Origin of the sequence: Gordonia phthalatica, assembly GCF_001305675.1 — a bacterium.
GTDB lineage: Bacteria > Actinomycetota > Actinomycetes > Mycobacteriales > Mycobacteriaceae > Gordonia > Gordonia phthalatica.
The window spans coordinates 1,179,322-1,201,489 of record NZ_CP011853.1 but is presented as its reverse complement, the minus strand read 5'-3'; the positions used below and the strand labels follow the sequence as shown (position 1 = coordinate 1,201,489).

The window sequence follows — 22,168 nt, the reverse complement described above, 5'->3', positions numbered from 1 at the left end:
CTACTTTCCGGTGAACTCGGCCTTGCCGGGGCCGTTGGCGACGAACGACTCCATGCCGATCGTGCGGTCTTGCGTGGCGAACAGGGCGGCGAAGACCTGCTCCTCGATCTTCAGACCCGTCGCGAGATCGACGTCCGTGCCGGAGTCGATCGCGGTCTTGGCCGCGGCGAGCGCGGCCGACGCGGCGTTCGCGAACTGCCCCGCCCACTTGAGCGCTTCGTTGTAGACGTCGTCCGGGGCCACCACCTGGTCGACGAGCCCGATCTGCAGGGCCTCCTCGGCGCCGACGAAGCGACCGGTGAAGACCATGTCCTTGGCGCGCGACGGGCCGATCAGCCGGGCCAGTCGCTGCGTGCCGCCGCCGCCGGGGATGACGCCGAGCAGCACCTCGGGGACGCCGAGCTTGGCGTTGTCGCCTGCGATTCGACGATCCGCACCCAGCGCCACTTCCAGTCCGCCGCCGAGGGCGTAGCCGGTGATGGCGGCGACGGTCGGCTTCGGGATCTCGGAGATGATGCCGATGGCGCGCTGCAGGCGGCTCGCGATCTTCTGCATGTCGGCGTGCGACATGTCGATCATCTCTTTGATGTCGGCGCCCGCCGCGAGAACCTTGGGTCCGCCGTAGACGACGACGGCCTTGATGTCGTCGCGCATGCTCGCCTCTTCGGCGGCCGCCGCGAGCTCGGTCTGAACCTGGCGGTTCAACGCATTCATCGGGGGGCGATTGAGCAGAATGGTTCCGACGCCCGGGTGTTCCTCCGACGTCTCCAACGTGACAAACTCAGCCATGAGGGCAGGCTACCGGTAAGTCAGGTCGTGAACCCAACCGGGCAGCACGCAAGTGACGCATGCGTCCTCCTGTCGACAAGTAGGGTTGCGACATGGGTGACGACGCCGTCGTACTGCACATTCCCGGTCCCGACGGGGCCCTGCGCGATGTGCGGATCAGCAGTCCCGACCGGCTCTACTTCGACGATGCCGGGCTGACCAAGCTCGACGTCGCGAACTACTACCTGGCCGTCTCCGACGGCATCACGCGCGCTCTACGGGAGCGCCCGTGCATGCTGCATCGGTTCCCGAACGGCACCGCGGAGAAGAAGGTGCACCAGAAGAAGCTGCCCGCCGGCGCTCCGGCGTGGATCGAGACCGTCGACATCTTCTTTCCCCGCTACTCCCGCACGGTGCAGGAACTCTGTGTCACCGAACCCGCAGCGGTCCTGTGGGCGGTGCAGATGGCGACCGTCGAGTTCCACCCGTGGAACTCGCGCCGCGCGCACGTGGAGCGGCCCGACGAATGGCGCATCGATCTGGATCCGATGCCCGACGCCGACTTCGCGCGCGTCCGTCGAGTGGCCCACGTGGTGCACGAGATCCTCGACGAGCTGGGGATCGTCGGATACCCCAAGACCTCCGGCGGGCACGGTCTCCACATCTATGTGCGGATCGAACCGGAGTGGGAGTTCGCCGACGTCCGCCGCGCAGCGCTCGCCTTCGGCACGGAAGTGGTGCGCCGCCTGCCCGACGACGCGACCGTGACGTGGTGGCGCAAGGACCGCGACCCGGCCGCCGTCTTCATCGACTTCAACCAGAACGCCCGCGATCACACGATGGCGGCCGCGTATTCGATCCGCGCCAATGCCCGCGCGACGGTGTCCGCTCCGCTGCGGTGGGATGAGATCGACAGTGCCGAACCCGACGACTTCACCGTCGCCACCATGCCCGCGCGGTACGCCGATCTCGGCGACCTCCATGCGGGCATCGACGACCGAGTCTTCCGCCTCGACACGCTGCTGGAGTGGGCGGAGCGCGACGAGAGGGATTGACGGTTAGAGCGGGGTTGGTACGCGTCGCTGGCCCCGCACCATCTGTCGACCAGTGGCACCACTTGTGTTTCCCGCACTCAGTCGCGACCGAGTGCGAGAGACGGAGGTGGTGCGACTCGCTCGAACGCCGCCCCTACGAGTTCGTGTTCTTCAACTGCTCCATGCGGCCGTCGCCGAGGGAGGCGAGGTAGGCGTCGGAATCGGCGAACCGCAACCCGCCCAGTCCGGACTGATCGGCGATCGACGGCTCGATCGGAGTGATCTCATGATCGGCGGCCATCAGGTCGGCGACGGTCGCGTACTCGGCGATCGCCCGCAGCTGCGACCAGGTCGGAGGCAGCAGGAAGTGATTGCCGCTGTTCCAGGCGTCGAGCGCCGCGTCGGCGGTCAGCCACAGCGTCTCGGACGCCTCGGAGGTCTCACCGTCCGCGGTCTGCCCGGCGGGGAGCTCGGCGAGGAAGAAGCGGGTGTCGTAGCGTCGGACCTCGTTCTTCGGCGTGATCCAGTGCGACAGCGGCGCCAGCAGGTCGGTGCGCAGAACCAGGTCGTTATCGTTCAGGAACTGCGCGAACGACAGGTCTTTGTTCACCAGGCGCTCGCGCTCCCCCGTCAGCTCGGCGGGGTTCGGGTGCACGATGTCGGCGGACGCTCCGGCGAGCAGGACGCCGCACTCCTCGAAGGTCTCCCGGACGGCCGCGCACACCAGAGCGCGAGCGGTCTCGACATCGGCGCCGAACCGCTCAGCCCACCAGCCGACCTCGGGTCCCACCCACGCGATCTCGGCGTCCCGGTCGCGGGCGTCGACGCCGCCGCCGGGGAACACCGTCATCCCGCCGGCGAACGCCATCTGCTTGACGCGACGCTGCAGGAAGATCTCGATGCCTCGGTCCGAGTCGCGGACCAGGACCACGGTGGACGCGTCACGCAGCGGAACCGGCGCCGACTTGCCGTCTGTGAACATCTGAACTCTCTTCCGATCGCGTTCTCGCAGGCGACCGAGCATGCGCTCGGTCGGTACCGCTCAATACTTGCACATCCGAGGATTTCATCTGCCCGGAACTCACGACCGCTTGCGCTGGGGGACGACGTCTCCCCACGGGTTGTCATCGGGATCGATGTCGATCCGCTCCACGTGCGGCGCCGCGTCGTCCAGGACCGCCGCCATCGCGGCCCGCGGCACCGACAGGCCGCACATCATGCGGACCACGGTCTTCTCACCCGCCGTCGTGACGATGATGAACTCGTGACCCGTAGTCCAGAACGCGCGTCCCTCCATCAGTTCCGCGTGCTCGATCGACGCGATGTCCGCCCAGTCCCGATATCCCCGATCGCCCACCCGACTCGGTAGGTACCCGATGCCGTGTGCCGAGAACCAGACGAAGCTGCGGCGCCGATTGGTCCACAGCCAGGCGGCCACCATCATGCCGAGCGCCGCGATCCACGAGCTCCAGCTGAGTGCAGTCAGCCCGGAGCAGATCCTCGCGAACTGCTCACCCTCGTCAACCTCGAACGTCGACGGCGCGGCACCTGCGAACTCCAGGCCACGACGCACCTGCAGCAGTTGCGGATCCACCTCGACGCGCCAGAGGTCGGTCCGGCGCAGGACATGAACAGCGAACGCCCCTGCGCAGAGCGACCACGCGAAGTGCAGCACCAGCGTTCCGCCGACCTTCGGCCTCACCTCGATCAATGACGGATCGTCGCCGGTCGGCTCGGGCGTGTCCGTCAGGCGTCGGTCGGCTCCGGCACCCCGCGCGAGGACCACCGCGATGAAGGCGCACATCAGGAGCGCCAATGCGATCACGAGCAATGACTCCCAGCTCCATCGCCCCGCCGACCCGGCGGCGAACTGGAAGATCAGGGCGGCCACGGCCAGGCTGACGCCGAGCGCGACGAGCAGACTGTTGACTGCCAGGTAGCCCGGCGTGAAAGCCCGAAGGAAGCGGTACTCCCCGGGTTCAAGCTTCTCCCGCGTCACTCCGCGCGACGATGCCCGCCCGCAGCACGGGCCCGCCGCGCGAAGTACCGGCCGTCGTCCTCGGTCAGCACGATGTTCTGCCGGAACGCGGTCATGAGGTTCTCGGCGGTGAGCGCCTCCTCGAGGGGGCCCTGCGCGACGACACCGCCCTCGGACAGGATCAGGATGTTGGTGAAGCCCGGCGGGATCTCCTCCACGTGGTGGGTGATCAGCACGATCGCCGGCGCGTCGGGGTCGGCGGCCAGCACACTCAACCGGTTGACGAGCTCCTCGCGACCGCCGAGGTCCAGTCCTGCGGCGGGCTCGTCGAGCAGCAGGAGCTCAGGGTCGGTCATCAGACCGCGGGCGATCAGAACGCGTTTGCGCTCGCCCTCCGACAGGGTGCCGTAGGTGCGGTCGGCGAGGTGCTCGGCACCCATCGATTCGAGAATGTTCGACGCCTGCGCACGGTCCATGTCGTCGTACTCCTCGCGCCAGCGGCCGAGGACCGAGTAGCCGGCGGAGATCACCAGATCGGAGACGCGCTCGTCGCTCGGGACACGCGCGGACATGGCGGAGCTGACGATGCCGATCCTCGTGGAGAGCTCGCGGACGTCCACGCGCCCGAGTTGCTCGCCGACGACGAAGGCGTCGCCACGGCTCGGGAAGTCGATCGCCGCCGCCATCCGCAGCAGCGATGTCTTCCCCGCACCGTTGGGACCGATGATGACCCAGCGCTCGTCGAGCTCCACTTTCCAGTCCACCGGGCCCACAAGGGTCTTGCCGTCGCGGATCAGCGAGACGTCGCGGAAGTCGATGAGGAGGTCGGGGTCAGCAATCAGTTCGGTCACCCCTCCATCGTGCCGGATACGAGTGGGATTCCGGGCCATGGAATACAAACGTGTCGAGGACCGCTGCACTAGGGGTGACCGATTCTCCTTCCCCCGATTCCGTCGTGCCCGAAAGCGCTGCGAACCGTGCGACGCCACGCGTCCCGTTCTCTCTCCTCGACCTGGCCCAGATCGGCAGCGGTGAGACCGTCGCCGAGGCGTTGAACCACTCCCGCGAGATGGCGAGATTCGCCGACACCACCGGCTACCAGCGAATCTGGTATGCCGAGCACCACAACATGTCGATGATCGGGTCGGCCGCACCGGCCGTCCTGGTGGCGCACATGGCGGCGCACACCTCGCGCATCCGGCTCGGATCGGGCGGCGTGATGCTGCCCAATCATTCCCCGCTGGCGATCGCCGAACAGTACGGCACCCTCGCCGAGTTGTATCCGAACCGCATCGACCTCGGGCTGGGCCGCGCCCCGGGCGGCGATCCGGCCACGTTCACCGCACTGCGCCGCACTCCCGCTGCATCGGAGCACTTCCCGGGCGATGTCGTCGAACTGCAGAAGTACTTCGCAGGCGCGACCGTGCACGGCGTCCGCGCCGTGCCGGGTGCCGGCACCCGGGTGCCGCTCTACATCCTCGGGTCGTCGCTGTTCGGGGCCCAGCTGGCCGCCGCCCTCGGCCTGCCGTACGCGTTCGCCTCGCACTTCGCGCCGGCGGCGCTGGAGCAGGCGATCTCGCTGTACCGGCGGGACTTCCGCCCCGCGGAGCTGCCCGACGGCGGTCAGACCGAGCCCCACCTGATGGTCGCCGCGACTGTGATCGCCGACGACGACGCCGACCGCGCACACCAGCAGCTGCGAGATGCCAAGATCCGGCGCATCAAGTTCCTGTTCAACCGCGGCCGGAACATGACCACCGCCGAGGCCGAAGCGCAGCTCGACGGTCCGCAGGGCATGCACGTGAACGAGATGCTCCGCTGCGCCGCCGTCGGCACCGGAGAGCAGGTGCTCGCCCAGCTCGACGACTTCGCGCTGCAGACGGGTGCCGACGAATTGATCCTGGCGCCGCTCGCGAGCGACCGCGAGGTGTGGCACGGGACCGTGGAGAAGCTGGCGCCGCCGGCCTGACCCGTGAGGTTTCAGCCCGTGAGAGGACCCGGTGGGGACCCCGCCGTCAGCGCGAGGGTCCGCCGCCGCGTCAGCACGAAGACGGTGACGATCACCGCGTAGTCCGCGGCCATGAGCACCAGTCCGGCGACCCCTGTCTCGGGGCCGACGTCCCATGCCAGATGGATGACGATCGCCGCGCCGAGAGCCGCCGCGGACGGACCACCGACCAGACGGCCCCGTGCTGTCACCGTGTATCCGACCGCCGCACCCACCAGCGCCGTCGTCACCGCGTGCAATCCGAATCCGACGAACACCCGGACCGCCACCGCGGTGAGCAGGGGCATCGCCCCGCCCTCGTACGGCGTCTCCGGCATGGCGATGTAGAGGACGTTCTCGTACACCTCGAAGGCACCGCCGACGAGGAAGCCGAGGACGAAACCGCGGGCAGGCGTCGCGGTCCCGAGAATTCTCAGCACGATCACCACTCCGGTGATCTTGAGGAGTTCCTCGACGAAAGGGGCGATCAGGAATCCCGGGCCGACATCGTTGAGCAGCGATGCCAGGCAGGTGGCGACCAGACCGCCCCACACGACCGCGAACCGGGCCTCGGAGCCGCTTACCGTGCCGCCGGGCAGCGCGAGACGTGCGACCAGCCACAGCAGGACCGCGGTGATCGCGCCCCCGACGACGGCGACTGCGGCCACTGCCGCACCGGCGTCGATGCCGACCGCCACGACGGTGAGGAGCGAATAGAGTGCGACGGCGAGCGCGATCACCATCACCGTCCGGGTGCGCAGGCCTCCGCGCCGCCACAGGTCGGAGATCACGGCTTGCTCCTCGGTCTCGCTGCGAGAGCCGGCGCGACGACGGAATACCCGATGAGGCTCACCGTGACCGTCAACGCGACGACGATGAGGACCAGCGACGCGTCGTCGACGTCATCGCCCGCGAGCTTCGTCCAGGCCAGCAGGCCGAACACGATCGACGCCGTGCCGCGCGGCCCCAATCCGGCGATCAGGATCCGTTCGCGCCGGGTGTATCGACTTCTGACGAGGGACAACCAGACCGGGACGAACCGCAGCACCGTCACCGCGAGGATCGCGAACACGGTCATCCACGACCACATCACCTCGGCGGTGAACACGTAGTCCAGCACGAGGCCGAACGCGAACCAGACCAGCAGGTTGCACAGCAGGGCGACGTCTTCCGCGAACTCCAGCTCCACCGGATCGCGTTGCCCCTCGCCTGCGAGCCGGTAGACGATGCCGCAGACGAACGCTGCGACGAAGCCGTTGCCCTCCAGCTCCGACGCGATCCCGTACGTCAGGAGCGCGGCGAGGACGACGGCGATTCCGAGTGCGCGCGCCGACGTCAGTCCGCGGGAGAGGCAGTGGCCCGCAGCGGTGGCGATCACGAATCCGGCCGCCGCACCGACTGCGACCGACACCGCGGCGGAGGTGATCGCGGCGGCGAGTGTCTCTGCGAAGCTGTCGTTCGTCTTCTGGCCCTCGACCATCAGGAGGGCGAGAACGAACACCGGGGCGACGACTCCGTCGTTGTATCCGCTCTCGACGTTGAGGAGGTGCCGCACCTTCTCCGGCACCCGATCGTTGGCGAACAGCGGACGCATCGGCGACAGGTCCGTGGGCATCACCGCGCAGGCGATCATCAAGAGCACGGCCAGGCTCGTCGTCGGTAGCAGGAATGCGCCGACGACGGTCGCGGCGATCACCGACAACGGCAGCGCGATCACGGTCAACCGGAGAACTCCTGGACCGTCGTGTCCCAGCAGACCACCTCGAACCTCCGTCGCATCGACGAACAGCAGGAGCGCGAGCACCATTTCGACGGCGCGTTCGGTGATCGGCGAATACAGGGGCGCAGCGAGGTCGACGTGAAAGATGACGGATGTCAGCACACCGCCGACTGCGATGAGCAACGCGGGCACCAGTCGCCATCGGTCGAGGCGTTCAGCCGTCAGCGACCAGAGAAGAATGACGACACCGGCCGCCAGGAGTACCGAAGACACGACACTGACCCCATTCTTTTGTTCATGACCGACGGAGATCGAATTCACGTCGATCTGCGGAGCGACCGGCGACTAATTCTCTGCGGGAGGTCGACGCCGGAATTGATTTCACAACCGCATCGGTCGAAATTCGACAGAATGACGCCTCGGCTCGCCGCCCCGGATAGGACGGCGAGCCGAAGAAGGAGTCACACTGTCAGTTGCGGGGAGCGTCTCCGGTGATCTCGCAGACCCACCCCGAGGTGCCGTCCGGAATCAGATGACCGGGAGCACCCGACTGATCAGTACACGGATGCCCGCCCGGATCGTCGTCGTGGTTGACATGGCGCTGCTTGTCGACCCGCGGTGCGTCTCCGGTGATCTCGCAGACCCACCCCGAGGTGCCGTCCGGAATCAGATGACCGGGAGCACCCGACTGATCAGTACACGGATGCCCGCCCGGATCGTCGTCCTGCTCAGGCTGCGGCTTGGGCTTGGGCTTGGTCGTCGCAGCCGGGTGAGTCGCGGCCGGGTGAGTCGCCACCGGTTCGGTCTCAACGGGCTTGCTCGGCGTGGTCTTCTCTGCCGATGATGTCGGCGACGAGGTCGTCTTCGTCGTCGAATGGGTCGTGGTGGCCGACGATGTGGCCGGCTTCGACGTATCGTCGGTCCCGCAGGCGCCGACGACCAGAACCGCTGAGAACAGACCCGCAAGAATTGCGGTGCGCCTCATCTTCTTCACGATATGAAGCTCCTTTTTCTTTTCCTGATGACAGCCGAATGGCGTCGCAGTGATCCTAGTTGACAGGGCACCTGAATCTCATATCTCTCCGAATAACCAAAGTGATGGATGAATACACAAATAGCGGTTGACTATTCGACGCGGTCATTGCGTGACATCGGCCTCGACCACTGTGGATTCGATTGCGATCTGAGCGCGCAGGAGCAGGATCGTGGTCACGCCGACGACGATCGAGACCAGCGCGAAACCACCGAATTCGGCGAAGTCCACGACACCGCCGACCACCGTGAACGCGATCGCCGTCGCGTGCAGCAGACGCAAGGCCTGCACTCGGACCTGAGGCGTGCCGCCACGGCGCCATCGCACCAGTGCCACCACCGAACACACGAAGGTCACGGATCCGAGAACGATGTAGACCCGATCGGACATCACCTCCACGGTGTCGCCGCCGCCCGCCTCGAACAACAGTTGAGACGGACGAATCCCGAAGCCGCCCAGAGAACTGAGCGCGACCTGCAGAGCCGTGATCGCCATCAACCACCCCGCCGCCGCGGCGAGCCGCCGACTCACCACCCAGCGCGGCAGCATCGATCGCACCCGGCGCCCCAATGCTGCGGCACGACCGTCGTGGACGTCGCATCTGCTGAGTGCGGACCGCAGCGCTGCCACCTCGATCGGATCCACACCGGCGGCCTCGATCGCGTCGAGCGACGCGGACAGGTTCCTCAGTCGTTCACGAGTGAGTCCGAACGCCATGCCCTCGGCGGCCCCGATGCCGACGTCCACGAGCCGCTCCCTCACCGTGGTCCGGTGAACCGCTTGGACCAGGTTGCCGCCGATCACCACGATCAGGATCGTGAGGTACATGATCTCGGCGGCCGGGTGATAGAAGTAGTCGTTGGTCTTGGTGACGAACTTGCCGACCTCATCGAGGAACAGGCCGATGCCGACACCGCCGACCACGATCTCGATCCACCGCGCCCGTGAACCGACGAACAGACAGCCGAGCACCAGCGCCAGGATCATCAGCCCACCACCGAACAGCGCGTGCGCGATGTGCAGGTTGGAGTGTCCGCCGATCTGGGGATAACCGGTGAGGGCCAGGTAGGTCCGGACCACCACGATCGTAACGGTTGCGATCACGACGAGTGCGGTGACCCGGTCCGATCCGCCGAGCGCCCGAACCGGCCGAGCACTGGCTGTCATCCCCGCGCGCTCATCACCATTCGCCCCAGCTGCGCGGGGGTCGCATCCGGCAGATAGGCACGGCTGATCGCGATACCGATCCGCGGCAGGTCGCCCTCATCGCGGTAGGCCAGATACACCGGCTCGTAGCGAGGCTTGAACTTCTTCTTGAACGCGTGCAGGGACCGGAACCCGTAGAAGGGTTCCATCGCCGCGCCGAGAAGATCCAGAGCCCGCTCGGTGGTGCCGACCGTCGACGGATCGTCGTTCCCCGCCAGCGGAGCCCCGGACAGCGAGACGAAATCGGCTCCCCTCGACTGGAACTCGAGCATCGCCGAGCCCAGGAGGAACTCGATCACCGGACCGAACTCGTCACCGGCGCGGCGCATGACGTCCAGCGTCCAGCCGCGGTGCCGACCGCCCGGCCCGAACACGGGCAGCCACGACAGCACACCGAGGACGTCGCCCTCGGAGTTGACCGCGAGTGACACCAGCACCTCCTCCGCCAGCGCCTCGTCGACGCCGCCGAGGGTGAATCCCATCTCCGGAAGACCCTTTCCACCGACCCATTCGTCGGAGATCCCGGACACCTGCGCCAGAATGTCCAACGATTCGTCTGCCAACCGGACCAGGCGATGCTCGATCCCCTCCTTGCGAGCACGGTTCAGCGCGGTCCGCACGCCCTGCCAGGACTTGCCCTTGAAGGCCAGACCCTCGAGGTCGACGATCGAGTCCTCGGCGATCTTCACCGCACGCCAGCCCGCCCGACGACTCGCGGCGGCGGCCTCTTCGCCGACGGAGAACCAGCAGGGCGTCAGCCCGCTGTGTTCTGCGAAGTCCACGAACTCGCGCACCGCACGATCGGTGTCCTCGGGTGCGCACACCGGGTCGGTCAGCGCGATCATCACGCCGGCGTGCCGTTGAAAGGCCACGTAACCCGCACTGCCCGAGGCCGCCGCGGCGTCGAGGAAGTGGTAGCGGTTTCCCTCCCACGTCGTCATCCACGACATCGTGCCGCCGCCGAAGTTCTCCAGCAGAGACTTTGCACGGTCCACGTCGTCGGTCCCACCGGCCGAGACTCGAGCGGGAACGCGGAACGCGAACCGACCGGCCACCAACACCCAGGTCAAGACCACCCACAGGAGAGTGGTGCCCAACAGGATGCCGCCACCGGACTGGAAGTCGGTCAGCGCGACCAGCAGCACCACGACCACCAGGCCGATGATGTTGAACGCACCGAGAACCAGGGAGACGATCCACGCCCAGCGCTTGCCCAGTCGGAGCTGCCAGGCGATCAACGCGATCACTCCCAGTTCCACCCACCGCACCCACGTCGCATCGCCGTCCGAATCGGTGGGACTGAACGGCCCCTCGCCGGGGAGGAACCACATGACGATGTCAGCGATGCCGATCGCGATCATGCCGGCGTAGCCGAGAAGTCGGACCTCCCGCCTGGTCCGCGGGGCGAAGCCGTGTTCGCCCGCGCTGAAGAACACCTCGCCGATCCCGAGCATCAACAGGAACGACACCAGGTGCGATACGTCGGCCAACGTTCCATCGAACATCAGCGAGACCGACACGTAGACGGCCAGGATGAGGCGGAATCGCAGTCGCCACGGCGAGGTCAGGGTCGCCGAGGCAGCTGCGGCGAGACCGACGATCGCCGTCGTCATGCCAACATCTCGGGTCGCAGCGATGTGCGTCGGCCACTCCCAGTGAATGCCGGGCAGCACATCGCTGCTCAGCAGCCACGCGAAGAGCAGCGTGGCACCGAGCCCCACCACCTGGCCCACCACCATGACCCATGCCGTGCGCAGCGTGCCGAGTCGAGACTCCGCCCACGCCGCGATCGTCAGCAGCATCACCACGATGCTCACGAACTGCCACGGGGTCAGACCGAAGAAGGCTCCCGAGACGATCACCCAGTACTGGTGCTCGCTGAATGCCGCGACGCCGTATCCGACCCGGTCGAGGAGGTCCGATCCGGCCAGTGAATTCCACGCCGTTCCGGTGACCACACCGATGATGACGAAAACCAGGGCGAGCACGATTGACAATGGTGCGCGAACGAATACCGATCGAGCTCTTGCCATGAGCCGTCCCGACAGAATCGAGAACCGACTCGGAGTTCTCGTCACGGTGGCCGCGTCGTCGACCACACCACCCTCAGCACTCGTTGTCATGAGGTGATCGTAAATCATTGCCATTCAATAGATCACCGATAGTATTGCGACGCGGCCTCCACAGAATGGCAAATACAATCACCGTGAGATCGACTGCAAATTCTATTTGTATCCCACCGCGGCAGGCCGTATCGAAAACCTCGATTCCAGGAGCAATTCGAATGGACATCAATCAGATCAGGCAGCTCTATCTCGACCACTTCACCGAACACGGGCACCAGATCATCGATCGCGCACCGCTCGTCCTCAACGACGATGCGACGACCCTCTTCACCGGCAGCGGCATGCAACCGCTCCTCCCCTACCTGCTCGGCGCCGACCATCCGGCGGGCGACCGACTGGTCGACGTCCAGCCGTGCCTGAGGTCGCAGGACATCGAAGAAGTCGGCGACAACCGACACACCACATTCTTCGAGATGCTGGGCAACTGGAGCCTCGGCGGCTACTTCAAGGACGAGCAGATCCGGTTCGCGTGGGACTTCCTCGTGAACAAGGTCGGCCTCGACCCCGCTCGGATGTACGTCAGCGTCTACTCCGGAGACCAGTCGCTCGAGATCTCGCCGGACGACGAGAGCGCGCAGGTGTGGCACGAGTTGTTCTCCGCCGCCGGCGTCAGCACCGACCGCATCGACCTCGTCACCGAGGAGCGCGGGAACGCCGAGGGCAGCGGAGGGGCCCGGATCTGCGGCTACCGGGACAAGAACTGGTGGTCGCGCGGCGGCGGTCCGGAGACCATGCCGGTCGGCGACCCGGGAGGGCCAGACACGGAGATCTTCTATTACTTCCCGCAGGTAGAGCACGACAAGTCCTACGGCGAGCATCCCCATCCCAATTCCGACGGCGGCCAGTACCTGGAGATCGGCAACTCCGTCTTCATGCAGTTTCAGCGCACCGAGAACGGACTGAGCCCGCTCCCGCGCCGGAATGTCGACTTCGGTGGCGGACTCGAACGCATCGCCGCCGCCGCGATCGACAGTCCGGACGTCTATCGCGTCGGAACCCTGGCACCCATCGTGTCCAGGATCGAGGAGCTCAGCGGGCGCGCCTACGACGACGACACCGAGGCGATGCGAGTGATCGCCGACCATGTTCGGGGCGCGGTCTTCCTCATCGCCGACGGGGTGCGCCCCTCCGGCAAGGAACACGGGTACGTGCTCCGCCGCCTCCTGCGACGTGCGATCCGCTTCGCGCACGCCATCGAGTGCTTCGACGGCACGCTCGAGTCGGTCGCCGACGCCGCGATCGACGCGTACGCGGCCGCGTATCCGACCCTCGACGCCGCGCGGACCGAGATCCTCGGGGTGTTGGCCAAAGAGGAGCGTCAGTTCCGGCGCACCCTGGGGAAGGGCCTCCGCGAATTGCGTCGGCTCGGAAAGGAATCGCGCCCCTTGAGCGGCGCCGACCTCTTCACGCTGTACGAGCGGTTCGGATTCCCCGTCGAGCTCGCCGCCGAGGAGGCCAATCGACTCGGCGTCGATCTCTTGGCCGGATGGCGCGCCGACTTCGACACCGCGATGGAACGTCAGCGTCAGATGTCGAGGGCGTCGAGCACTCTCGGCACGTGATCGTCGTGAATTGCTACGACTAACAAAAACAAACCATTGTGAATCGCGTACAAATTTCATTGGATGCAGTCACTCGGATTGCATTTCACGAATTCACTCCGTAAAGTCATTGGCAGCCCACTCGGCACGAGGGGGATGCGCCGGATGGGGTGCCTTCGATACGTTCGATTCGTATGTCCTCCACTGAGAATCGCTGGAGAATATCTATTCTCCAGCGATTCTTCTATTTGTGCGGGACGGATTGTGAGAGCCCATTGTGATTTCTCGGTTTCAGGATCTCGCGGATGCCGGTATTCCCATCACGTCCGGGTGGGTGCCCGTCGCCATCGTCGTCATCGCCCTCGCCGCGACGGTCTGGCTCGTCGCCGTGTTCCGACGCAGGTATGCGATCGCGATCGCCGCCGCCGCCGGGTGCGCGGCGGTCACCTACCTGTCGACGAACAGCGTCCTCGTCGGACTCTCGATCCTCCCCGAACCGATCCCCCGTGCGACGCGCGCCTGGATAGCGCTCGGAGTCTTCGCGGTCGTGCTGCTGGTGCCTCGTCTGCTCGCGTCGTCGACGGCCGGCGCGCGCGTGGTGACCGTGTGCGCGACCATCGCCGTCGTGGCCGCGTCGGCGAACGGAGTCAATCGTGAATTCGACGCCTACCCCACTGTCGAGTCGCTGTTCGACACCGGCGACGTCGACGAAGCCACGCAAGGCGAGTTCGGTCCCGACGGGGTGAAGATCGTCGATCTCTCCGAATGGCATCCGACCACCTCCCTTCCGTCGAGCGGCCGCGTCGCGTCGATGCCGATCCCGGCGACCGCCTCCGGATTCCAGGCCCGCCCGGCGATCGTCTACTTCCCGCCCGCGTACTCCGCCAACCCGAGACCTCGACTTCCCGTCCTGGTGCTGCTGGCCGGCCAACCCGGTTCGCCGAGCGACTGGATCCGCAGCGTCCGGATGCCGTCGATCATGGACGCGTTCGCGAAAGACCACGGCGGCGTGGCCCCGGTCGTGGTGGTCGCCGACGGCACGGGCACCGAGTGGGACAACCCGGCGTGTGTCGACTCCCCGGAGGGAAACGTCTCGACCTACCTCACCACGGACCTGCAGAACTGGGCCGCGCGTGAACTCACCGTCGCCACGGACCGCGCACACTGGGCGGTGGGCGGCCTCAGCTACGGCGGCACGTGTTCGCTGCAGCTGGTCACGAATCACCCGAACTCGTACCGCGTGTTCCTCAACATGTCGGGGCAGCTCGAACCCACCCTCGGGGGACGGCAGCGGACCGTGGACACCCTGTTCGGCGGCAGCGTGGAGGCCTTTCGGAAGGTCAATCCCATGGACATCATGGCCAGGCAGAAGTTCCCGAACGTCACAGGCGTCTTCGTCGTCGGCGCCGATGATCGGGACTACCGGCCCGGCCTGGAACGGGTCTACGCGGCCGCGCGAGCGTCCGGTATGCGCGTGGAGATGAAGATCATTCCCGGAGGACACACCTTCGCGGTCTGGCGCACCGGACTCCAGCAGGAGCTCCCGTGGCTGGCCGCGCAGCTCGGCATCAAGTGAGCCGACGGAATACCGCCCGCAGTGCACTGAAGAAGTGCCCTGAAGACAACTGATCGCCGCGGGAACAGCAGTCCTGCGGCGATCAGATGAACCCCTCGAAGCTCGGCCTCTCAGCGAGGCCTCCGGTGGTCGCCCGTCACAAGGTGGTGGCCAGGTAGATGATGGCGATGATTCCCCAGATCAACGAGATCCACCCGAGGATCACCGCCCACTTGGCCTGCTCCCCGCCCGAGAGGCGTCCACCCGAGGCCGCGATCTCCTTCTTCGCGCGGTAGCCGACGACCAGCCCCGCGATCGACAGGATGAACGGGAACACGACGAACGAGACGATCGACAGGATCAGCGCGACCAGCGCGGTCGTGCTCTTCTGCTGGGTCGGCGCAGGATTGTTCATGGCTGACATTTGATTCTCCATTTCGGATTGTCGGATAGCGGCCCGGTGGCAGCTACTTGTTAGGTCCGGTCGCGACCGGAGCCAGTTTCTGAAGGTCTGCGAGCACCTGCGGATCTTGCAGCTCCATCCAGGCGATGACGTCTTGGTACGTCGCACAGATGGTCTCCGGCTTGCCGCACACCGCACGCATGAAGTCGTAGGTCGCCGGATTGAAGGCGTTCCCGCTCCACTCGTTGAAGTGATTCGCGATCACGATGGGCGCACGGTTGCCCTCGAACGCACGCTTGTACATGTACTCGTAGGTCTGCTCGACGATCCGACGGATCTTCGGAGCACTCTTCGGGGCGTTCTTCGCACCGTTGAACGTGAACCAGAAGTTGTAGTCGAGCGCCGTTTGATTGGCCTTCAGCGCCGGCGAGTAGACGTACGGGATCGGGAACTCCCAGATTCCGTTGACTCGCGACTTCGACGGCCAGAAGATGCCCGGCTTGTCCGCGGGCATCGACGAATCCCACGTCATCCCGTGTTTGCGCAGCGCCGGGAAGAGGGTCGCGGGGCTGCCTTCCAGGCACTGCGTCCGCCCGCCCTTGACTACGTCGGGTCCGAACGCGAGGTCGGGGCCGTCGGTGATTCCGGTGTTGCGCCGCCAGTTGTTCATGAGGGAGAAGAACTGGTCGAGTTCGTGCGACCAGTCCTTGCTCGACCAGCTCTTGCCCGGATACTTGGTTCCGGCGCAGAAGTGTCCGACGTAGTGGGTGCCCATCTCGTGGCCGTCGTACCAGGTGCGGTTCAGGTAGGAGATCTCCTCCTTCACTTCAGCTTTCGTCCCGCCGAAGGCCAATGCGGATTCACCCGGCAGATGACCGGGGCCGCGATAGCGACGCTTCGCCTTGTCGGTGAGGAAGTACAGTCCGGTCATCAATGCGGTGAACCGTGAGTCGGTCTCGTCGGCGGCCTTGAGGAACTCGTCCCAGTTCTTGCTCACGCCCACGCCGTCGAAGGAGAACAGGATGAACTGCGGCGGTTTCTCCCCCGGCATCAGTTTCGTCATCGGCACGTTCGACTTCTTGCGAACGATCGGCGGCGGCGCGACCGTCGAACTCGCGACGGCACTCGCCGTCTGCTCGACCTCCGCGGCCGCCGAGGAGTTCCGCCCGCATCCCGCGACGAACGGCAGTGCGGCAATCAGTGCCAGCAGAAGCGCTCCGAGGCGGATGAACCGCCTGCCTCGCGGAGGCGAATTCGAGTGTCCCCGGTTCCAGGAAGCATGACGACGCACAGTTCTCCAAAGTTTGAAAGTCGCTCCGATGCGGGCGACGCACGCTCACCGGAGAGGGAAAGGGTGATGGGATGACAGCGACGGGCGTCGCGCCGCAACCGCTTGCGGATGCGACCCGACGCCCCCGTCGATCTGTTCGGTTGTCTGTCCGGCCGGTCAGTCCTGAGCCGCGTCGTGTGCGGAGCGACTGATCGTCTCCAGCACCGTCACGAATTGCGGATTGCCCGGGTCCACGATCTGCACGTGGTTGATGCCGCGCATAAGGACCATGTCGGCCTTCGCACCTTTGGCCTTCGCCTCCCGCACGTAGTTCTGGCTCAGCACCGCAGGCACGATGTGGTCCTTGTCCCCGTTCATCGCGATCACCGGGATCGACGGATCGATGTTCTGAATCGGGTCCACCTCGGCGTAGCGTTCGGGGACCTCATCGGGGGTGCCGGAGAGCGCTTCAACGATGTTCTTGTCGCCCATCCGAACAGCGGTCCGCATGTCGATCGGGCCGGACAGCGAGATCACTCGCTTCGGCTGGAACTTCGGCTTCGAGCCGACGTCGTCGTTCTTCAGCTTGTGACGCGTGCCCGCCCACATCGAGAGCTGGCCTCCCGCCGAGTGCCCCGCCACGACCACGTCGTCGATGTTGAGCGACGGCACTGCCTTCTTGACGTTGGGGATGAAGTCGAGGGCTGCTGCGACGTCGGCGAAGGTCGTCGGCCAACCGCCGCCCGCGCCGACTCGACGGTATTCGACGTTGTAGACCGCGAGGCCGCGCTCCGCCAGGCGCCGCGCGAAGGTGACGAACACGTCCGCGCCGATCTCCGACTTCCACGCGCCGCCATGGATCAAGACGACCAGCGGGATCTCTCCCGCATCGTGCGCGCCGGGCGGCAGGAAGAGGTCCGCCCAGTTCTGGTCGTCGTCTCGGTCGCCGGTCGTCGTCGGGTAGAGGTAACGCTTCGCATCGACGTTGGTCGACGCGGTCACCTTGGCGAAATCCCCTGCAGCCTTACCCGGGTCGGCGGCCACGGCCGCCGAGTCGGTGGGCGCGGCGCCGGAGTCCGAGTCATTCGTGCACGCGCCGAGTGCGAGGAGCAACGACGTCGCGACGGCGGCAGTCACTGCCTTACGCATGGACATGCCTTTCCTAGTTGATTGCTGCATTGATGGACGATTTCTTGACGACGCCGCGTTCGAGGCCCCACTTCTTGGCGATGGAGGCCAACTTCCCGCTGTTGATGAAGTGTTCGACGACCTTCTGGAGCACCGGGCCGAGCGATGAGCCCTTGGCGACCGGGAAGCTGTAGGGAAGCGTGTCGAAGGCGTGCCCGGTGGGTTCGAGCTTGCCCTTGGACTGCTGCGACGCGTACAGCGTCACGGGTGAGTCGGCCGACACCGCGTCCACCTCGCCGCGCATGAGACCCTCCATCGCCGCGGTCTCCGAGGGATAGGTGACGATGTCGATCTTCTTCTCGCCGACGACCTCGCAGGCCTGACTCTTCGCGGGGAGCTCCATCGTCAGCTGAGTGGTCGCGACCTCGGCCCCCACCTTCTTGCCGCAGGCGTTGTACGGATCCGCATCGGTGCCGACGCGGCGCGCCCACTGCGTACCGGCGCGGAAGTAGGTGACCATGTCGACCTGCTTCTCACGCTCCTTGGTGTCGAACAGACCGCGCATGCCCATGTCGTAGGTGCCCGCCGAGACCTCGGGCACCAGCTTGGGGAAGTCGACCTGCTTGATGTCGACCTTGATGCCGAGTGCCTCTCCGATCGCGTTCACGAGGTCGACGTCGAAGCCGACCAGGTCCTTGCCGCGACGGAACTCCATCGGCGCGAACGGAGCATTGGTCGCAACCGTGAGCGTCCCCGAGGTGAGGACCCGATCCGGCAGTTGCGCCTTGAGCGCCGCGACGTCCAGCGTCGCCGTCTCGGACGGCGTGACCGATTCGGTGGTGGTCGCATCGTCGGTCGCGCACGCGGACGTAGCCAGAACCACAGCGAGCGCCGCACTCACGCCCGCGATCCACCCACCTCTCCGATGACAGCGCATTGAAACTCCTCACTCGTGCTGATGATTCGAATAGTCAGGGACGTCGGCATCGATCTGAGCATCTATCACGCCTTGGCACGCCCTTTAATGAGTCATATCAAACCCGGGTCTTCGGAGAACATCAAACAACGGCCTTTTGAGACCGAACAATCGACGATTGTCCGCGTGTCGGTATTCGTTATTCGATTGACGGTCTGGACAGAATTCAACAGTCAATGCATGCCATGGTCGACGCAGTGGTCGGCACGCAAACGGCGACGGCGCGCATCATCGCCGAGCGCTGCCAGTACTTCGCGGGCCGCACCCGTCGTCGTCGGCAACGCCAGAGCCACGATGGGGCACTTGATCTCCTCCCGGAGCGCGACGACGACGATCCGCCCGCCGTAGTAGACGCCCGGCTCAGCGGTCACCATCGCGAATCCGTCCGGTACGGCGAGCGGCGCCGATTCGGCCGCGAATCCCTGGAACCGGCAGATCACGGTGTCGGGCTCATATCCGGCATGCCGGAAGTGGTCGACCAGGTACGACGAGTAGCGCGACACCGACTCGGGCGCCCACAGGATCATCGACAGGTCGACCAGATCCGCCATCGACACCGGCTGGGACTGCGCAACCGCCGAGCCCGCGACCACCGCGACATTCATGCGGTCGAAGGCCACCACTCCACCGGTCAGCCCCTCGGGTTTCGCCAGGTCACGCCGGAACGCGAGGTCGATCTCCCCGCTGTACAGCGCCGCGGTCATCTCGTCGGGGAACATTCGCTTCACATGAACCGACGACCGGTCCGGCAGCGCTCCGGTGACCAGATCGAAGACCTCGACCGACGTGATCGACGGCGTGTACCCGACCCGAACGACTTCCTCGTCGCCGGACATCGATCGGCGGACATCCGGCACGATCCGTTCGGCGCCGGCCAGCAGCACGGTGGCCGACTCGTACAACCGCAGACCCGCCGCCGACGGCCGCATCCCTCGGGTGCGTTCGAACAGCCGCGCACCGACCTGTTCCTCCAGACTCTTGATCGCCACCGACAGCGCTTGTTGACTCTGGTGAAGTTCTGCGGCCGCGTCGGTCAGGGACCCCGCCTCGACCACCGCGACGAATTGTTGAAGCCGGCGAAGATCGACCAGCCCTTTCACCGCATCCGAGGCCATTGATCCAGCCACCTGACTCCTCATCAATTTGTGATTCAACAAAAACCATTTGTTGAACAGCCTTGATCGCAACCTTTAGCTACGCTTTACCGCGACTATAACCAATGAATCGCGAAACTCCACAAACACAGAGTTACTCCGAAAGCAGGGCGTCACTAATGCGATGGCCCAAATTCTTCTATAGGGTTGACATGAATCTTGATGGTGTCGCGCTGGGTCGCACCAGTTGTGTCTCCGGCACTCGGTCGCGACTGAGTGCGGGAGACACAAGTGGTGCGACTGGTCGACGAGTGGTCCGACCGTCAGACGCGGGTGCGTTCGGCGATCACGGTCATCGACCCCGGAGCGATCTCGGTGAAGCCGGCATCCCGGACGGCGGCGGCCGTCCCCGCGTCCGCCTCGCCGACGAGCCGTGCCCACCGTTCGGAATCGGCGCGTCGAACGTCCACCGAGCAACCCGACTCGTACCACGCCCGCGCCGAGGCGAGCGAGAACAGCCCGACGCCCAGCATCGACGCGTGCCCGACCTGTGCGGCCGTCTTACCCACCGACATCTCGAGGTCCGGGTTGAGCCACAGGCACAATCCATCGCGATCGCCCACAGGGGAATCGGTGGGAAGCACGCCGTCGACGTCCGTGCCACCGATCTGAAGTCTGGTGACTCGGTGATCGACGTCCCCGACACGACCGGGGACGAATGCACGCGCCTGCGCTCCGTCGACCTCTGCGGTGACGCCCCACAGGCCCTGGACGTCGTTCCACTGCTTGCCGCGCGCGCGTCGCGCGATCTTGCGAATTCGGGCGTCGCACCACGCATCGAGCCCGGCGGCCCACGGTCCCCCGCTCTCCGCCCGCGGATCCAGACAGACCAGCACAGCCGCCTGCGCGGCGGCGATCAGCAGCGCCCGCCGCTCCGGCGGCGCGGCCTTCTCGATGCGCACCACCATCTGCATGGCCAGCACATCGTCACGATCCGCAGGATCCTCGCCACCGCCGACATAGCCGACGAGACGACGATAGACGTCGTCGAACACGGTCAGGAGTCCAACGGAACGCGCCGCAGGCTGCCATCCTCGATGTCAGCGGCCTCGATCTCGTCCCGGGTCACGCCGAGCATGAACAGGACCGCATCCAGGAAGGGGTGGTCGAGTGTGGTGTCGGCGACCTCGCGCAGCGCGGGCTTCGCGTTGAACGCGATGCCCATGCCTGCCGCGGACAGCATGTCGATGTCGTTGGCGCCGTCGCCCACGGCCACGGTGTGCTCCATCGGGACGCCGACGTGCTCGGCGAACGACCGCAGCGATCGCGCCTTGCCGGGGCGATCGACGACCTCACCGATCACCCTGCCGGTCAGCTTGCCGTCGACGATCTCGAGAGTGTTGGCGCGGACGAACTTGATGTCGAGCTCGCGGGCGAGCGGCTCGATCACCTGGACGAAGCCACCCGAGACCAGGCCGCAGTGGTAGCCGAGGCGGTTGAGCGTCCTGATCGTGGTGCGCGCGCCGGGCGTCAGTTCGATGGACTCTGCGACGCGGTCGATCACGGACACGTCCAGGCCCGCGAGCGCCTCGACGCGCTGATGCAGGGATTCGGCGAAGTCGAGTTCGCCGCGCATCGCGGCTTCCGTCACCGCCGCCACCTCGGCCTCGCGACCGGCCTTCGCTGCGAGCATCTCGATGACCTCGCCCTGGATGAGGGTGGAGTCCACATCGAAGACGATGGCGCGCTTGGCGCGTCGACCGAGTCCGCCGCGGTCGACCGCGATGTCGATCGGGAACCGTGATGCCACGGTGACCAGTCCCGCGCGCAGCGCGGTGTCGGCGGTCGCGGTGTCGTCGACGGTCACCATCAGTTCCAGACCGGTCAGCGGATAGTCGGCCACTCCGCGGATGGTGTCAATGTTCCCGCCGCAGCCCGCCACCTCTGCGGCGACCGCCTGGAACGACTCCGCGGAGATCGGCGAGCCGAGGATGACGATGGCGTGCGACGAGACGGTGCGTCCGTTGCCGACCGCATCGACGACGAGCTCGACGGACATGCCGCGCGCCCGCATCGGCATGTCGACGGCATCGAGGACGGCGGCGGCCGAGCCGGTGGTCGAGACCAGCACACCGAGCGTCAGGTGATTGTGAATGACGACCTGCTCGACATCGAGAAGGTCGACTCCCGCTGCGGCGAGCGCGCCCATCAGCGACGACGTGACGCCGGGCCGGTCCGAGCCGCTGACAGTGATCAGAATGGTGCGTTTCTCCACCCTTGAATTATGGAGCCTGAAGGGAACGTCCGCCGCACCGGGTTCGCCGCCGCCCGGATCCGGACGTCAGGTCG

At 66.2% G+C, this 22,168-nt stretch carries 20 protein-coding genes; 4 read left to right on the top strand and 16 right to left on the bottom strand.

The genetic code is table 11. The features are described 5' to 3' along the window. A complete protein-coding gene (locus tag ACH46_RS05595) occupies window positions 1-789 on the bottom strand; it encodes an enoyl-CoA hydratase/isomerase family protein (protein ID WP_062392046.1) in 789 nt (262 codons plus the stop codon). Window positions 790-881: 92 nt separating this feature from the next. Between ACH46_RS05595 and ligD the strand changes: the two genes are divergently transcribed. After that, complete coding sequence (gene ligD / locus ACH46_RS05590) at window positions 882-1,823, top strand: non-homologous end-joining DNA ligase (protein WP_062392045.1); 942 nt, start codon at window positions 882-884, stop codon at window positions 1,821-1,823. 133 nt (window positions 1,824-1,956) lie between these two features. Here the strand turns inward: ligD and ACH46_RS05585 are convergent, their stop codons facing one another. The 3 genes from ACH46_RS05585 to ACH46_RS05575 all read right to left on the bottom strand — a co-directional run bounded on the left by ACH46_RS05585 (window position 1,957) and on the right by ACH46_RS05575 (window position 4,631). Beyond that, the gene (locus tag ACH46_RS05585) at window positions 1,957-2,784 is read right to left on the bottom strand and encodes an NUDIX hydrolase (protein WP_062395019.1); all 828 of its coding nucleotides are present in this window, start codon (window positions 2,782-2,784) and stop codon (window positions 1,957-1,959) included. 99 nt (window positions 2,785-2,883) lie between these two features. Then, window positions 2,884-3,801: a hypothetical protein gene (locus ACH46_RS05580; RefSeq protein ID WP_062392044.1), complete on the bottom strand. Its 918-nt coding sequence runs from the start codon at window positions 3,799-3,801 to the stop codon at window positions 2,884-2,886. After that, complete coding sequence (locus tag ACH46_RS05575; RefSeq protein WP_062392043.1) at window positions 3,798-4,631, bottom strand: ABC transporter ATP-binding protein; 834 nt, start codon at window positions 4,629-4,631, stop codon at window positions 3,798-3,800. Before ACH46_RS05575 ends, ACH46_RS05580 begins: the two co-directional genes overlap by 4 nt. Window positions 4,632-4,735: 104 nt before the next feature. Here ACH46_RS05575 and ACH46_RS05570 point away from each other — a divergent pair, with 104 nt between their 5' ends. After that, window positions 4,736-5,749 carry an LLM class flavin-dependent oxidoreductase gene (locus tag ACH46_RS05570; RefSeq protein ID WP_062392042.1) on the top strand — a complete coding sequence of 338 codons (1,014 nt, stop codon included), beginning with the start codon at window positions 4,736-4,738 and terminating at the stop codon, window positions 5,747-5,749. An 11-nt stretch (window positions 5,750-5,760) separates the two neighbouring features. Here the strand turns inward: ACH46_RS05570 and ACH46_RS05565 are convergent, their stop codons facing one another. The 5 genes from ACH46_RS05565 to ACH46_RS05545 form a co-directional block, all read right to left on the bottom strand. Beyond that, window positions 5,761-6,558 (bottom strand): PrsW family glutamic-type intramembrane protease, encoded by a 798-nt coding sequence (locus tag ACH46_RS05565; protein ID WP_062392041.1) that lies wholly within the window; start codon window positions 6,556-6,558, stop codon window positions 5,761-5,763. Next, complete coding sequence (locus ACH46_RS05560) at window positions 6,555-7,760, bottom strand: cation:proton antiporter domain-containing protein (RefSeq protein WP_062392040.1); 1,206 nt, start codon at window positions 7,758-7,760, stop codon at window positions 6,555-6,557. The genes ACH46_RS05565 and ACH46_RS05560 overlap by 4 nt, the downstream gene beginning before the upstream one ends. A gap of 196 nt (window positions 7,761-7,956) precedes the next feature. Beyond that, the gene (locus ACH46_RS05555) at window positions 7,957-8,472 is read right to left on the bottom strand and encodes a hypothetical protein (RefSeq protein ID WP_157851013.1); all 516 of its coding nucleotides are present in this window, start codon (window positions 8,470-8,472) and stop codon (window positions 7,957-7,959) included. Window positions 8,473-8,625: 153 nt separating this feature from the next. Continuing rightward, on the bottom strand, window positions 8,626-9,687 hold the full coding sequence (locus ACH46_RS05550; RefSeq protein ID WP_062392038.1) for a hypothetical protein: 1,062 nt from the start codon (window positions 9,685-9,687) through the stop codon (window positions 8,626-8,628). After that, the gene (locus ACH46_RS05545) at window positions 9,684-11,714 is read right to left on the bottom strand and encodes a bifunctional lysylphosphatidylglycerol flippase/synthetase MprF (RefSeq protein WP_226995777.1); all 2,031 of its coding nucleotides are present in this window, start codon (window positions 11,712-11,714) and stop codon (window positions 9,684-9,686) included. Before ACH46_RS05545 ends, ACH46_RS05550 begins: the two co-directional genes overlap by 4 nt. A gap of 296 nt (window positions 11,715-12,010) precedes the next feature. On the opposite strand from ACH46_RS05545, the gene ACH46_RS05540 reads away from it, so the two are divergent. Together ACH46_RS05540 and ACH46_RS05535 are read left to right on the top strand one after the other, a co-directional pair. Further along, window positions 12,011-13,414 (top strand): alanine--tRNA ligase-related protein, encoded by a 1,404-nt coding sequence (locus ACH46_RS05540; RefSeq protein WP_062392037.1) that lies wholly within the window; start codon window positions 12,011-12,013, stop codon window positions 13,412-13,414. Between the two features lie 256 nt (window positions 13,415-13,670). Next, entirely contained in the window at window positions 13,671-14,969 is a 1,299-nt protein-coding gene (locus ACH46_RS05535; RefSeq protein ID WP_226995776.1) for an alpha/beta hydrolase, read from the top strand. A gap of 136 nt (window positions 14,970-15,105) precedes the next feature. On the opposite strand, the gene ACH46_RS05530 is transcribed toward ACH46_RS05535, so the two are convergent. From ACH46_RS05530 to serB, 7 genes are all read right to left on the bottom strand, one after another. Beyond that, window positions 15,106-15,363, bottom strand: a complete 258-nt coding sequence (locus tag ACH46_RS05530; protein ID WP_062392035.1) for a DUF4190 domain-containing protein — start codon at window positions 15,361-15,363, stop codon at window positions 15,106-15,108. A gap of 52 nt (window positions 15,364-15,415) precedes the next feature. After that, complete coding sequence (locus ACH46_RS05525) at window positions 15,416-16,414, bottom strand: polysaccharide deacetylase family protein (protein ID WP_335334166.1); 999 nt, start codon at window positions 16,412-16,414, stop codon at window positions 15,416-15,418. Window positions 16,415-16,798: 384 nt separating this feature from the next. Then, on the bottom strand, window positions 16,799-17,770 hold the full coding sequence (locus tag ACH46_RS05520) for an alpha/beta hydrolase family protein (RefSeq protein ID WP_062395013.1): 972 nt from the start codon (window positions 17,768-17,770) through the stop codon (window positions 16,799-16,801). A 13-nt stretch (window positions 17,771-17,783) separates the two neighbouring features. Further along, window positions 17,784-18,650 carry an ABC transporter substrate-binding protein gene (locus ACH46_RS05515; protein ID WP_226995775.1) on the bottom strand — a complete coding sequence of 289 codons (867 nt, stop codon included), beginning with the start codon at window positions 18,648-18,650 and terminating at the stop codon, window positions 17,784-17,786. Between the two features lie 248 nt (window positions 18,651-18,898). Further along, window positions 18,899-19,852 (bottom strand): LysR family transcriptional regulator, encoded by a 954-nt coding sequence (locus ACH46_RS05510; RefSeq protein ID WP_226995774.1) that lies wholly within the window; start codon window positions 19,850-19,852, stop codon window positions 18,899-18,901. A gap of 290 nt (window positions 19,853-20,142) precedes the next feature. Then, a complete protein-coding gene (locus ACH46_RS05505; RefSeq protein ID WP_062392033.1) occupies window positions 20,143-20,874 on the bottom strand; it encodes an aminoacyl-tRNA hydrolase in 732 nt (243 codons plus the stop codon). A gap of 2 nt (window positions 20,875-20,876) precedes the next feature. Continuing rightward, a complete protein-coding gene (serB, locus tag ACH46_RS05500; RefSeq protein WP_062392032.1) occupies window positions 20,877-22,094 on the bottom strand; it encodes a phosphoserine phosphatase SerB in 1,218 nt (405 codons plus the stop codon). Window positions 22,095-22,168: the final 74 nt, after the last annotated feature.

What these genes read in the sequence shown, in the direction of transcription:
- ACH46_RS05595 (WP_062392046.1), bottom strand. Translation starts at nt 789, where the DNA reads ATGGCTGAGTTTGTCACGTTGGAGACGTCGGAGGAACACCCGGGCGTC.
- ligD (WP_062392045.1), top strand. Translation starts at nt 882, where the DNA reads ATGGGTGACGACGCCGTCGTACTGCACATTCCCGGTCCCGACGGGGCC.
- ACH46_RS05585 (WP_062395019.1), bottom strand. Translation starts at nt 2,784, where the DNA reads ATGTTCACAGACGGCAAGTCGGCGCCGGTTCCGCTGCGTGACGCGTCC.
- ACH46_RS05555 (WP_157851013.1), bottom strand. Translation starts at nt 8,472, where the DNA reads ATGAGGCGCACCGCAATTCTTGCGGGTCTGTTCTCAGCGGTTCTGGTC.
- ACH46_RS05550 (WP_062392038.1), bottom strand. Translation starts at nt 9,687, where the DNA reads ATGACAGCCAGTGCTCGGCCGGTTCGGGCGCTCGGCGGATCGGACCGG.
- ACH46_RS05540 (WP_062392037.1), top strand. Translation starts at nt 12,011, where the DNA reads ATGGACATCAATCAGATCAGGCAGCTCTATCTCGACCACTTCACCGAA.
- ACH46_RS05530 (WP_062392035.1), bottom strand. Translation starts at nt 15,363, where the DNA reads ATGAACAATCCTGCGCCGACCCAGCAGAAGAGCACGACCGCGCTGGTC.
- ACH46_RS05525 (WP_335334166.1), bottom strand. Translation starts at nt 16,414, where the DNA reads ATGACGAAACTGATGCCGGGGGAGAAACCGCCGCAGTTCATCCTGTTC.
- ACH46_RS05520 (WP_062395013.1), bottom strand. Translation starts at nt 17,770, where the DNA reads ATGCGTAAGGCAGTGACTGCCGCCGTCGCGACGTCGTTGCTCCTCGCA.